Annotated in this window: 9 protein-coding genes and 3 pseudogenes; 7 read left to right on the forward strand and 5 right to left on the reverse strand. The window is 68.1% G+C overall.

From position 1 onward, the window contains the following. Positions 1–150 precede the first annotated feature (150 nt). Positions 151–339: pseudogene (locus SLUN_RS38330) on the forward strand (RtcB family protein); the annotation flags it as partial. 705 nt (positions 340–1,044) lie between these two features. Next, entirely contained in the window at positions 1,045–1,599 is a 555-nt protein-coding gene (locus SLUN_RS38340; protein ID WP_108154414.1) for an ATP-binding protein, read from the forward strand. A gap of 60 nt (positions 1,600–1,659) precedes the next feature. On the opposite strand, the gene SLUN_RS38345 is transcribed toward SLUN_RS38340, so the two are convergent. The 4 genes from SLUN_RS38345 to SLUN_RS38360 form a co-directional block, all read right to left on the reverse strand. Beyond that, positions 1,660–3,465: a sodium/solute symporter gene (locus SLUN_RS38345; RefSeq protein ID WP_108154415.1), complete on the reverse strand. Its 1,806-nt coding sequence runs from the start codon at positions 3,463–3,465 to the stop codon at positions 1,660–1,662. A gap of 40 nt (positions 3,466–3,505) precedes the next feature. Beyond that, a complete protein-coding gene (locus SLUN_RS38350) occupies positions 3,506–3,940 on the reverse strand; it encodes a hypothetical protein (RefSeq protein WP_108154416.1) in 435 nt (144 codons plus the stop codon). Further along, a complete protein-coding gene (locus tag SLUN_RS38355; protein ID WP_108154417.1) occupies positions 3,937–4,812 on the reverse strand; it encodes a LytR/AlgR family response regulator transcription factor in 876 nt (291 codons plus the stop codon). Before SLUN_RS38355 ends, SLUN_RS38350 begins: the two co-directional genes overlap by 4 nt. Positions 4,813–4,889: 77 nt before the next feature. Next, on the reverse strand, positions 4,890–6,158 hold the full coding sequence (locus SLUN_RS38360; protein ID WP_108154418.1) for a sensor histidine kinase: 1,269 nt from the start codon (positions 6,156–6,158) through the stop codon (positions 4,890–4,892). A 181-nt stretch (positions 6,159–6,339) separates the two neighbouring features. Here SLUN_RS38360 and SLUN_RS38365 point away from each other — a divergent pair, with 181 nt between their 5' ends. From SLUN_RS38365 to SLUN_RS38375, 4 genes and pseudogenes are all read left to right on the forward strand, one after another. Continuing rightward, the gene (locus tag SLUN_RS38365; RefSeq protein ID WP_108154419.1) at positions 6,340–6,651 is read left to right on the forward strand and encodes a hypothetical protein; all 312 of its coding nucleotides are present in this window, start codon (positions 6,340–6,342) and stop codon (positions 6,649–6,651) included. 699 nt (positions 6,652–7,350) lie between these two features. After that, a pseudogene (locus SLUN_RS41950) lies at positions 7,351–7,647 on the forward strand (RtcB family protein); the annotation flags it as partial. Further along, positions 7,627–8,343: a beta-ketoacyl reductase gene (locus SLUN_RS38370; RefSeq protein ID WP_257153961.1), complete on the forward strand. Its 717-nt coding sequence runs from the start codon at positions 7,627–7,629 to the stop codon at positions 8,341–8,343. The pseudogene SLUN_RS41950 and the gene SLUN_RS38370, both read left to right, overlap by 21 nt. Before the next feature lie 122 nt (positions 8,344–8,465). After that, positions 8,466–9,843, forward strand: a pseudogene (locus tag SLUN_RS38375) (IS1380 family transposase). Between the two features lie 399 nt (positions 9,844–10,242). On the opposite strand, the gene SLUN_RS40425 reads toward SLUN_RS38375, so the two are convergent. Continuing rightward, on the reverse strand, positions 10,243–11,592 hold the full coding sequence (locus SLUN_RS40425) for a hypothetical protein (RefSeq protein WP_175313288.1): 1,350 nt from the start codon (positions 11,590–11,592) through the stop codon (positions 10,243–10,245). A gap of 365 nt (positions 11,593–11,957) precedes the next feature. Between SLUN_RS40425 and SLUN_RS38385 the strand changes: the two genes are divergently transcribed. After that, positions 11,958–12,737 carry a hypothetical protein gene (locus SLUN_RS38385; protein ID WP_254709898.1) on the forward strand — a complete coding sequence of 260 codons (780 nt, stop codon included), beginning with the start codon at positions 11,958–11,960 and terminating at the stop codon, positions 12,735–12,737. The last annotated feature ends 458 nt before the right edge of the window (positions 12,738–13,195 follow it).

Consider the following 13,195-nt stretch of genomic DNA (forward strand, 5'->3'; position numbering starts at 1 on the left):
GTCCGACATGCTGCCCGGAGTCCGGGGTCAACCGAGCCAACAGACTGGAGTTTGAGCTGAACGGGGTTGCGAGGGACCGCCGCTGCCAGATAGAGCAGCTTGCCCATCGCGTCGATGCGCGTGAGCCAGCACCCGCAGCCGCTCACGAGGTCCGCGCCCGCGCGGTTCACGACGAAGGACCTGGAGGAGCAGACGCGGGGTGTGGAGTGCCGTAAGGACTCCGGCGTCGTGGATGAGATCCCGGGTGCGTACAAGCCGATCGAGAAGGTGATGGAGCAGCAGCGGGACCTGGTGCAGGTCGTGGCCAAGCTCAAGCAGGTCATCTGCGTCAAGGGCTGAGGGCGTCTACCGTCGAGGGGCCGTGGACTCCGCACATTGTGCGAGGTCTGCGGCCCCTCCTCGCTGAACCGACTGTCCGGCAGGGAGTTTTCGCGCGGGTACCGATATCAATTCGTCGAGTGCCGAGCGTGGCACCTCCATGAGGAAGAGGAAGACGCAGTCTGGCGCGCTGCAATCGCCCGGTTCTTCCTCAACATCACCCGGAACTATGACGCGTTCGGCTGTCTGCTCGGGATGCGCAACTGCGCCAACTTCCGACCGCTGGCCGCCGAGCGCGGCCGACCCGTCGATGCGTCGGAGACGGTCCGTACCGAGCTGGATGGTCTCGCCCAATGGCCCGGCCTGGCTTCTCCCCCGACGGCCCACGAGAGGTCCTAGTGCGCAGACGGCAGTGTCACGGGCCGCTGATCAGCGCGAACGGGCCCGTGCGGCTGTGCCTTGTGCCGTTCGTCGTGCCATCACGGCCGCTCACCGCGCTCACCGATCCGTCCGTCGCAACGGGCCGCCCGCTCGGCATGTCTGGAGTCCGGATGGGCACACGGCATGCCTCGGACGGCGTAGACAGGAAATGCAGGGACTGCCGCTACCAGCAGGAACCGTCGTCCACACGGGCGACAGCGGCTCCGACCTTGCAGGGCCGCGACACCAACAGAGGCGCGACGGACTTCTCCCGGTCCAGTGGCGCCCGAAGGGAAGCACCCGGTCATGATTACCACCGTCGCCCGCGCACCGGTATCGGGCCTGGCCGCCAGGGCTCCGAGTTCCAGTTGCGAGCCGTCCAACCCCCACCGCAACCGCGTCGACCTGGCCCTGGCCGCCGACCCGGCGCACATCGCCACCGCACGCCGGGAGGTCACCGCCCATCTGCGGTGCTGGAACCTGGGCCACTTGGCAGCGGACGCAGCCCTGATCACCTCCGAGCTGGTGACCAACGCGGTGCTCTACGGCCGTACCGAGACCGTCACGGTGCACCTGGCCAAGTGCGGCACGTTGGCGGAGCCGCAGCTGCTGATCGCCGTCACCGACCAGTCCCCTGCCGCCGTGCCCGCCCCCTGTTCCCCGGCAGCTGCGGAAGAACACGGCCGCGGCCTGCTCATCCTCCAGTGCGTGGCCAGCTGCTGGGGTGTCGTGGCCAAGCCTCGCGGCGGGAAACTCGTCTGGGCCACCCTCGCCGTCAAAACCCCTGATCACGGGCACGAAACCGAGCTGTCACCATCACCGTGCTGCGCCGGCTCGCAATGGGCACCGGCCCTTGCCTGACGCCCTTAGCTGCTGACGCCCGGAGCTGCCTGGCGTCCGTAGGCGACGGTGCACGGCCACTCAGCGCGGTCGGCGCGACGGGGCCAGTGACTCAGGGGCATGAAGCCGGGCCAGCGCACGTGCGGTTCCGGGAGGGATGCTGCGACGGGTCAGCCAAGATGTCCCGATCATCACCGCGAACGCCAGGGGCACGCTCCAGGCCGCCGGTCGGCTCAGCAACGTCCCGGTCCACCCTCCCGGCGGGTCTCCGGCGATGGTCACGACCACCGCGCCGATGGTCGTTCCCCCGCCGACCAGCAGGCCCGCCATCGCGCCCTGCGGGGTGAGTCGCCGCCACCAGATGCCCAGGAGCAGCAACGGGGAGAACGATGACGCGGCAACCGCGAACGCCAGCCCGACGACGTCCGCCGCTGCCCGGTGCACGACGACGAGAGACAGCACGCAGGGCACGATGGCCGCAGCCACGCCCGCGAGACGCAGGCGCAGCACGTCGCGGGCCTCGATCCGCCGCTCGGACCCGGCGCGGCGCGGCCTGCTCACCAGCCCGCGCCGCCGTATCACTCGTGCCCTGGCAGCCGACCACATGCGCTCCAGTTCCTGCCCGAGCACTCCAGCCACCGAGACGGTCAGTCCGCATGCCGTCGACAGGAACGCCGCGAACGCGCCCGCGGTCAGCAGCGTGCCCAGCAGTACTCCGCCCGTTCCGCCCACCAGCCGGTCGGGTAGCAGCAGTACGGCCGCATCGGTACGGCCGGTCATGAGCAGTTCGGGGGTGTACAGGCGGCTGAGCGCCCCGTACACCGGGGGTAGCATGTAGAACGCGGCGAGGAGCCACAGCACGGCCCACGTGGTGCGGCGGGCGGCCACTCCATCGGGGTTGGTGTAGAAGCGCACGATCACATGAGGCAGCCCCATGGTGCCCAGCAGGGTGGCGACGAGCAGCGAGTACGTCCCGTACACCGGGTGGTCGGTGCCCGACAGCGGGCGTGACCAGTCCCGGCCGTCGAGCGGGGGCTGCCCCTGCGGGTGCGGAACGTCGGCCCCGGCCGGGAACACCACGCGTGTGCCCTCGCCGATCCGGTGCTCGCCCGGCTCGAGGCGTACCCGTGTGCCGTCCACGCGATGCGCGTCGAGACTGCCGCTCACCGCGACGGTCACGGGCTCCTCGACCTGTACCCGCATGCTCTGCTGCACGGAGACGGTCGTCGCCTCGCGAAACCGCGGCGGGGTGTCGCCACCCGGCCAGGGCGCACCGTCCGCGCGCCAGGCCAACAGCAGGAAGATCACAGGCACGGCGAGTGCCGTCAACTTCAGCCAGTACTGGAACGCCTGGACGAAGGTGACGCTGCGCATTCCGCCGGAGGCAACCGTGACCATCACGACGGCGGTGACGACAACCGGCCCCACCCACAGGGGGGCCGCGGTCACGGTACGCAGCGTCAGGCCCGCGCCCTGCAGTTGCGGCAGCAGATACAGCCAGCCGGTGAACACCACCAGCAGGGCGGTCAGGCGGCGCACCCGGGTGGACTCGAGGCGCGCCTCGGCGAAGTCCGGCACGGTGTACGCCCCGGAGCGGCGCAGTGGGGCCGCGACGAACGCCAGGAGCACCAGGTACCCGGCGGTGTAGCCGACGCCGTACCACAGCATGTCGGCGCCGAAGGCCAGCACGAGCCCCGCGATACCCAGGAACGAGGCCGCGGAAAGGTACTCGCCGCCGATCGCGGAAGCGTTGCGCAGCGGCGAGACGGCACGCGAGGCGACGTAGAAGTCCGATGTGGCACGGCCCGGGCGCAGGCCGTAGACGCTGAACAGGGCGGTAGCGACGCACACCACGGCCACGGCTGCCACGGGCGGTGCGGTGCTCACGGGGTTCCAGCCTCCACGACGCGCTTTCGGCAGATGCCCCTCATGAGCGCTCGACAAGGTCCGTGAAGTCGTGCTCGTTCCGCCCGGCGTGGCGCAGGCAGACGAAGGCGAGTGTGAGGATCACCGGGTGCACGGCCACGCCGATGATCAGCCATGGGGCGGGAACTCCCGCCACAATCGCGTTCCGCAGGGCGGGCGCGGCCAGGAACAGGAAAGGCAGGCCGCCGAGCACGGCGACGAGGACCCCTACGACAGCGAGCCCGAGCCGGAGCTGGGCCCGCATGAGAGAGCGGAGATAGATGTCGCCGAGTGGTGTCTGCCGGCCGAGGTCGTCGGTGACCGGTTCGCGTCCGCCTGCCGGAAGCTGCCTGCCACCGAGGGCGGCCAGCGTCCGGGGGTGGGCCACGATGACGCGGCGGATGGGAGCACTGTCCGCACCCAGATCTCCGCGCGACTGTTCCGGGCCGTCGGTCACTTCGCACCTCGGCGGTCGGGGGAGGTGCGAGGAAGCGACGGGGCCGCGGTGGCGGGCACCGCGCCGGGGCGCTGCCCCTCGGACTGGCGGGTCCCGGCGTGCCGTACCAGAAGGTCCCGGACCTGACGGAAGTGGCGCCGACTGATCGGCAGCAGCTCATCCCCAATGCGCACACACGCCTGTCCGGCCCCCATACGCAGCTCCTGGACCTGGCGCAGGGCGACGAGATAGGTGCGATGGATGCGGACGAATCCGGCATCGCCCCAGCGCTCCTCCAAAGCGGCCAGGGATGTCCGCACCAGGTGGGTGGCCGAAAGGGTGTGCAGGCGCGCGTAGTCGCCGTGTGCCTCGGCGTAGAGGACCTCACTTCGCCGGACGAAGCGCGTCACCCCCGCCAACTCCACGCAGATGACCTCGTCAGGAGGGCCGGAAGCGGCCTGCGACGCTTCCTCGGGCGGGCTCGCGGTGGCCCGCTCCGCCGTGTCTCCTGCACCGTGCGACGCGGCGGCGACGCGGCGCACCGCCTCAGCCAGCCGCTCCGGATGCACCGGCTTGAGCACGTAGTCGGCGGCATGCAGCGAGAATGCGTCCACCGCGTAGTCGTCGTGCGCAGTCACGAACACCACCGCCGGCGGGCGGGCGAAACGGGAGACCACGCGGGCGAGGGCCACCCCGTCCAGGCCGGGCATGCCGATGTCGAGGAAGACGGCGTCGAGCGGTCGTCCCCCCTCCAGCGCCCGGTCGATGTCGAGAAGCGCCTGTGCGCCGTCAGTTGCGGTCCGCACCTCGCCCACGCGAGGGTCGCGGCGAAGCAAGTACGCCAACTCCTCCAGAGCCGGTACCTCGTCGTCCACCGCGAGAACGTGGAGCATATGGCCAGGCTAACGCTCCCCAACATGCGGTGGAGCCTTCCTCCCGCCCGACACGCACCGGATGTGCACGATCGCTGTCAGTCCTGACCGGGCCCGCTCTGGACCGCCTGCGGGTGAAACTTCGGCACCCGCACCCGCACCTTTGTTCCAGCACCGGGCGCGGTCTCCACGATCAACCCGTACGCGTCCCCATAGATCTGACGCAATCGCGCGTCGATGTTGCGCAGCCCGATCCCCGGCTCACGCCGAGGCTCGGAGCCGGGCGGCTCCGTCGCGGAGTCCCGCGTCTCGCCCTTCAGGGTCTCGGCCAACTGCTCGGGATCCATCCCCGTGCCGTCGTCCTCCACGCTGATCCACGCCTCGCTGCCGACGTCCTCCGCCGTGATCACCAGGTGACCGGTGCCAGCGCGGCGCTCCAGGCCGTGGCGGACCGCGTTCTCGACGAGGGGCTGCAGGCAAAGGAAGGGCACCACCACGGAGAGCACCTCGGGTGCCACGCGCAGTGAGACCTGAAGGCGGCCGCCGAACCGAGCGCGCTCCAGCAGCAGGTAACGGTCGATGCAGCGCAGTTCCTCGGCAAGGGAGGTGAAGTCACCGTGCTGGCGGAACGAGTACCGGGTGAACTCCGCGAACTCCACCAGCAGCTCCCTGGCCCGTGCCGGATCGGTTCGGACGAAGGAGGCGATGGCCGACAGCGAGTTGTAGATGAAGTGAGGCGAGATCTGGGCCCGCAGTGCGCGCACCTCCGCCTCCGCGACGGCCGCGCGCGAGCGGTCGAGCTCGGCCAGCTCCAGCTGGGTCGACACCCAGCGCGCGACTTCCGTGGTGGCTCGGACCAGGCCGGTGGAGGCATTGGTCGCGTATACCGCGAGCGCACCCTCCGGTCGGCCGGCCACGATCAGCGGCACGACCACGCCCTGCCGCAGCGGACAGTCGGCCCTGTTGCAGGGTGGATCGCCGGGGCCGATGACCTCGGTGCGTCCGGCGGCGAGGGCCCGCCCCGCGTGCTCGGGCACGGCTGCCCTGTGGTCGTGCCCCGGCTCCGGCGCGGACCCGTCCCAGGCCAGCACGGTGCCGGAGGCGTCCGTCATGGCCAGCGCGGGTACATCGAGCAGCGCCCGCAGATGCCGCCCGGCCCGTCGCGCGCTGTCCGCGTTCAGCGTGGCCCGCAGCGGGGGTGCCGCGAGCGAGGCGGTGTGCAGTGTCTCGTACGTCGCCTGCTCCTGGGCCGTGCCGAGGAACTGCCGCTTGCCGACGGTGCGCAGCATCAGGAGCCCGGCAGCAATGAAGAACACCAGCGCTGCTGCCAGAAGTGCAGCGGCCGCACCGGTCGAAAACCACGGCATGCTGGGACGCTACACCCGCATCAGGCGTGATACGCGGCCTTGACCGGGTGCGGGAGCCTACCTATGACCGCATGGCCCACGCGAAGACCTTCTACGTCTGCCTGCCCTGCCGGTCGTACGTACCCCAGCTGTAGATCGTGGTCATTTACTCGGAGGTAAGTATCGCCAGTAGCCTGCCCGCGTGGCTGAGACCTGGGACGAACAGCAGCTGATCGCAGATGGATTTGCGCATGTTTGTGTCGAGTTGGATTGGTACGACGGCCCCCGCGTCGGACTCGTCGACATCGATGGAGTGGCTCACTACTTCCAGTGTTACGACGTCGACATCACCCGAGCGCCTGACGAGTACTGTGTGTGGCCCGTGAGCGAGGCCCTGTTTGCGCTGGAGCGGCAACAGTGGCAGATCTTCGCTCGGTGGAACCAGCGATACGAAGCTGGGAGCGCTGGGATCCAGAGCCATCCCGGGCACGGAGGGATCGACGCCGGCGAGTAGACGCAGCCCAGATGCTCTCGGTTCTCGGAGATCCACGCGGCAGGGACCACCTCGCCGACTTCGCCGCAGGTCTCGGGCTTACGGGCCCCCTCCGTGTGGACGCAGCCCGCAGACTCGCGGTCCTGGGTGATCCACGAGGCCTGGACATCCTGGCCGAGCTCGCCTCGGGTCGAGCCAACCTGAGCACGGGCAAACTGGACAGGCGGCGCACGAAAACAGCACACATGATGGCTACGTACTTCTTTGATCACCCGCAGCGGCACAGCATGGCCGCTACCTACTACGGATCACAGGTGTGCGGCCTGCAGAGGGTGGAGGCAGCTGCGACCCTTGGCATGCTGGGTGACTCTCGCGCCGCTGCCTTGCTGAGCGCCCTCGTCACTGGTGCCGACATCGACCTCCTTGCCGAGCATCGCGTGATTGCTGCCGACTCCTGGTCAACCCCGACTCGCTGTGCATCGATGCGCTGGTGGACATCGCAACCGAATCGAGGCACTGGAGCAAAGCGCGGGTTGACGCAGCGAAACTCCTCCTCAGCCTCGACGATCCCCGCGCACTCGACATCGTGGAGAGCCTTGCGACTGACCCGGACGTGGACAAGGGCCAGCAGCGGAGAGCTGCCAAGCACCTGCGTCGCCACCGGCCGTGACTACGTCCGATTGGTACGCCCAGGCAAGCTGGCCCTCGCGTGCGCGCGGGAACAACTATGTCAGTGAAGAGCGGTACGAGGGGATGGATCTGCTGGTCACGCGTAAGGGGGCGATCAGTGCGGGGTCGGGTGAGTGGGGGATCATCCCGGGCTCGATGGGCACTGGCTCGTACATCGTCCGTGGTCTGGGTAACCCGAAGTCGTTCAACTCGGCTTCGCACGGGGCGGGTCGGAAGATGAGCCGGAATGCGGCGAAGCGGCGGTTCTCGACGAAGGATCTGGAGGAGCAGACGCGGGGTGTGGAGTGCCGTAAGGACTCCGGCGTCGTGGATGAGATCCCGGGTGCGACGCTGGGGGCTCTCGGCCGGGGCGGCCACGCGGCACTCAGCGCCTTCCTGGACGCACTGGCGCAGCACCGGCGGGCGGGCGGCCGCGCCGGGCTTTCGCTGGGCTGGGGTCCGTGGGACGCGGGGGACGGAGCGGAGCCGACGGGCGTAGAACCGCGCAGGGCGCGTCAGGCAGGCCTGGCCGAGCTGTCCTGGGCGGAGGGCCTGGACCTGTTCGACACAGCCTGCCGTCTCGACACGGCAGCCGTCGCGCCCGTGCGGTTCGACCTCGCGGTCCTCGACCCGGAGGAGGTCACCGGGGAGGGTTCCGCTCTGCTCCGCGGTCTGCTGCGGACGCCGACCCGGCGCTCCGCGGGGCAGCCGGGCAGTCCGTCGGGAGTTCTCAGCCTCCTCAAGCGACGTCTGGCGGGTCTGCCCGACCCCGAGCGGGACTCCCTGCTGATGGACCTCGTACGGGCGGACGTGGCGACCGTACTGGAGTACCCGTCGTCCGACGCGGTGGAGATGACACGGGCGTTCAGGGAGATCGGGCTCAACTCGCTGACTGCCTTCGCCCTGCGCAACCGGCTGCGGGAGACCACGGGGCTACGCCTCCCTGCGGCGCTCCTGTTCGAACAGGACACTCCTCAGCGGCTGGCATCGCACCTCAAGGAAGAGCTTCTGCGCCACCGGGCCGCAGTGGACCCGCAACACTAGCCTCGGGCTTTCGCGAGTGGGCCTGTCCGGGTCTTGATCAAATAAGTGGAGAGTGCTGCTGACCTGCAACGATGGGACTTGTCGAGGGTCCTGTCAGCTGCAAGGAAAGAAGCACTCTCCAGGTGAAGAAGCGTAGCGGGTCGTATCCACGTGTCCGTGTCGAGGGCGGCGGCGTTGGGGTGGTCTCGCAGGCTGGGGCGGTGCTGCTGGTCGAGACGGTCCGCAAGTCCGGCCTGGACACTGCGATATCGGCGGCACTCACGTCGTGGCGCAGGCCGCGGGCGGTGCACGATCCGGGCAAGATCCTGCTGGATATCGCGCTCGCGACGGCTCTGGGCGGGGACTGCCTGGCTGACGTCGGCATACTGCGGGCCGAACCCGACGTGTTCGGCCCGGTGGCCTCCGATCCGACGGTCTCCCGTCTGATCGACGCTCTCGCCGCGTCCGGACCGAAGGCCCTTGCGGCGATCCGGGGCGCACGTTCCCAAGTGCGGACACGGGTCTGGGAGATGGCCGGCGCGAACAGTCCGGCCGCCGACGAGCGTGATCGTGGACATCGACGGGGTGCTGGTCCTCGCGCACTCCGAGAAGCAGGACGCCACCGCGACCTGGAAGAAGACCTTCGGCCACCACCCGCTCGTCGCGTTCGTCGACCACGGCTCGGCCGGGTCCGGGGAGCCGGTGGCCGCCCTGCTGCGGCCCGGCAACGCAGGCTCCAACACCGCCGCCGACCACATCACCACCGCCCAACTCGCCCTGGCCCAACTGCCAAAGCACCTGCGGCGGGGACGGCGGACACTGATCCGCACCGACTCCGCCGACGGCACCCATGCCTTCCTCGACTGGCTCTCCAAGCCGGGCCGGTGGCTGTCGTATTCCGTCGGAATGACCATCACCGACACCATCCACCAGGCCGTGCTGAAGATCCCGAAGAAGGCATGGACGCCGGCCTACGACGCAGGCGGCACCGAGCGGCCCGGCGCCTGGGTCGCGGAGATCACCGACATGCCCGACCTGACCACCTGGCCGAAGGGAATGCGGCTGATCGTCCGCAAGGAACGCCCGCACCCCGGCGCCCAGCTGCGCTTCACCGACCTCGACGGACTGCGGCTGACCTGCTTCGCGACCAACACAACAGGCCGCCAGCTCGCCGATCTGGAACTGCGTCACCGACGGCGGGCCCGCTGCGAGGACCGCATCCGAAACGCCCGCGACACCGGCCTGCGCAACCTGCCCCTGCACGACACCGCCCAGAACCGGATCTGGCTGGAGATCGTCTCCCTCGCGCTCGACATCCTTGCCTGGCTGCCGATGCTCGCCCTGACCGGCAAGACCCGCCGTTGGGAGCCCAAGAAGCTCCGCCTGCGGCTGTTCTCCGCTGCCGCCCAGCTCGTGAACACCGGCCGCCGCCGCTGGCTCCGCTTCACCGCCCGATGGCCCTGGACCGACGAGATCACCCGGGCAATCGACCAGCTCAAGGCCTTGCCGAGCCCCGGCTGACCAGCCACGTCAACCGCCCCAACGATCCGCACCACCACACCGGGAAAGTGGAACCCGGCGCACACCCGACGCGACAACCGGGCCATCAGCCTGCCCCGCCCCAACAAAACGGCAGCCCACACGCACACAGCCCGCGTCAGAACACCGACGAGGACTCATGAACGATCGAGGCTAATGAGGAAGATCACGAAGAAATCACCGAGAAGCCAACCCGGACTTCCACCCCAAGGAAACATGCCCGGATAGAAAGATTGAGAACCGCGTCCGCTTTCGCTAGTGATGCCAGCGGAAACGGTGTTCTTCCGCTCGGCCGGTGCAGATTACGGCTATGGCGGCGACTTCAACGGACGCAGCTAATACGGCGCATCACCTGAGGCATCGGGCAACATAAGGGCCACCTCAGACGTTTTCTGGTGTCTGTTGCCTGAAGAATCCTGCTGCCCACTCGGCGTTCTCCACCAGGCTGGCAACATTCTCCGCCCAATCCCGTGCATCGGCTACGATGGCAAGCAGTTGATCAAAGGTTCGATACACCTGGCCAGCCACCAGACGCTCCTCCCAAACGGCCCCATCGCTCCAGTCAGTGGAATCGATCGCCACGATAAATCTTGTATCCCCAATGCCCTTCAGCGCAGCACGCACAGAGGCAACCCGTCCAAGTGGAAGCCATTGGAGGCCCGCCGCTTGCAGGCGTGGACGGTTATCCCGCTCAAGAGCCTGCCACTCGAATTCGACATGCTCGTGCCAGCGCCGCCAGACTTCCTCGCTCGCAGGAAAAATCGCACTTCGAAGCTCGTTGTCGCATTTGTCGAATTCTGTCACGACAGCATTAATGATGCTGCTCAAATCCGGCTCGCTCGCAAGATATCGCTCCTCCGCCCGCTCGACGACCCCCCTGCTCACAAGGCCAGCCTCAAAACTAAGGACCATGAACGGGTCTGGGTCTTCCACGAACTGGCACAGTTCGTCGCCAAGCCGCCTGCGCTGTGTCTTCAGGACCTGATGGGCTGCCATGGTGGTGGCCACAAGACGCTGCAGATGTTCGGAAGCGGATTGCTGGTGCTCCTCGCGGAGAGCGAGAGCCACAGCTTCCCCAAGGCCGTCTGCCGCGAGAGCAGCGCGTTGGCTCGCTGCCCGCTGCTCGGTGAGCTCGGTGCGGGCAACCGTCAACTGGTCAATAAACAAGAGCGCGAAAGGGACACCCAGCAATACACCGGCCAAACTCGACAGTACGTTCGTGGCGAAGGCGAAATCACCCCACCAGCCCGCAAGATCGCCTAGAACGCCCACCATGACCAGCAGCAGGCCCAACGGGAACATCGCTGCGCAGACCTTGCGGCTTGCCGACGGCATCTGCGACCACGACCTGCGCAAGTCCACCGATACCCCCATCGTTGTCACGCTCCCCAGCGTGCTCAGCCCGAACCTAGTACAGGACAGCCTTCGAATCTCAGGGAGCTGTCCCGTTCTCAGTCGAGGACTGGACACGCTGATAAGAATCCATGTGGACAGATCGATGAGAATCGCCCCCGCGGTCCACCTGACGTTTTCCACCGTCCGGCAGGCTAGGCCGATGTCCTCTGCGAGGTGCCTGGGTACGACAGCGGGATCGAAATCCAGCGCCATCGCCGCGTCCCGCTCCACCCAGGACTCGTAGCCCACCTGGGTCCGCGAGGTCGCCGCCCAGTACTCACCAGTGAAGTTCTTCTGCCCCTTGAACGAGCCGAACGACCGCACCGGCGACGCCAACTCGAAGGGCTCCCCCCCACCAGCACGCCAACGGCCCGGAACGCTCGACACCGTCGGCGTCGACGAACCCGACCTCGACGCCCGAGGCATACTCCCCGGCAGAGACCCTCAACGCCGAACCGTCCACCGACACCCCAGCCGCTATCTCCCCTTCATCGCGAGGGTGATGCACCCCAAGGACGCCCATGACAGAGAGCCGGTTTCCGTCACTCGAAAAGGTGACAACCCGTCTCAAACAGTCTGGTCGACGCAGGCCAGCAGGGACTTGACGCCGTCCCCCGCCGACGGGTGTCCCGTCCGCACGTTCCTGCACAAATCCCGGTCGACCCCGACGCCGAACTCGCGCTTCTGGCTAATCTGCGGGCATGACAGAGCACCCCGGGTTCGGCGCGATGCTGGCATGGCTGCTAGAGCACAGAGAGCTCGGCGCGCAGGAGTTGGCCGACCGCGCTGGGCTGAACGCAGACGAGGTCCGCGCAGTGATCGCAGGGGACACCCCCGGCGAGGAACTGCTCCGACGACTTGCGCCCGCACTAGGTTTCCACGCCGTCGATCTGTTCATCCTCGCGAGGCTGCCGGTCCCGGACGACATGGCGCCGTTGGACGCCACGGCCGCGATGTGGGTGAAGAGCACGGTGACGGATGCGGTGCGTCTCCCCGCAGCGGGACGCCGTGAGCTCCTGCAGCTGATCCGTTCACTGCCGCAGGAGATGCGGCGTTCCAGCTTCGCCCCGAAGCCGCTCATGCCCCTCGCCGGCGGTCCCGGCGCTTGGGTCATCCGCATGCTCCAGTACCGCAACCTGAACTGGACGGGAATGGCGATGACGCTTGCGGTCGTGACGCCCACATACCTGTCGGCAGCCACTTACGGTGTGATCGGCTCTGATCGCAAGGAGCTGACCCCGCGCTTGGTGACGGACTTCGCTGCCCTGCTGGCGATCGACGCCCGCGACCTGGCCGCGCTGACGGGCGTCATTCTGCGTGAGCCGCCACCGCCTCCGCCCCCGGCGGCCGTGGATGCCGCAGCACTGCTGTGGGAGGGGCGGCGTCTGTCCGCCGCCCAGGCACGACACGTCTCCGAGCTTGCACGCTCCATGCGTGGAGACTCCCGCGACCCGCACCCCATGGAACTGCCCGGATTCTGACACCTGCTGGCAGCCCTGGCGGACCAGATCATCTGAGACGCCGAGCGAATCGGACCAGACCATTTGAGACTGGGACCAGATCGACGGAGACGGGACACGTGCCATTTACCCCTAAAGCACTGAGCTAATTTCATTCCAGTATCTATCTCTTACTCCTTTTGAAGCATCGCCCGCAATCTCTCGCCCATGTCGCCGTGGACCTCTCGTGCCTGACTGGGCGCTCCTCACAGTCTGCTAGTTGACTCCGGAGCGGAGCGGAGGAGTTCAATCGAGCTGCTCCGCCGACGGAGTGACGTAGCGTCAAGTCCCGAGGCTCGAGCGAAGTGAGGCCTCCAGTCCGAGCGGAGCGAGGGCTGACACGTTTTCAATTCCCGCAGCGAAGCGGAGGGAATTGGGTTCAGCTTCGCTGAACCGGGTGAGCGACAGGCCGGCCCGCAAGCAGGCCGTTGGCATGAGCA

The sequence above is a fragment of the Streptomyces lunaelactis genome, from assembly GCF_003054555.1.
In the GTDB taxonomy this organism is placed as follows: Bacteria; Actinomycetota; Actinomycetes; order Streptomycetales; family Streptomycetaceae; genus Streptomyces; species Streptomyces lunaelactis.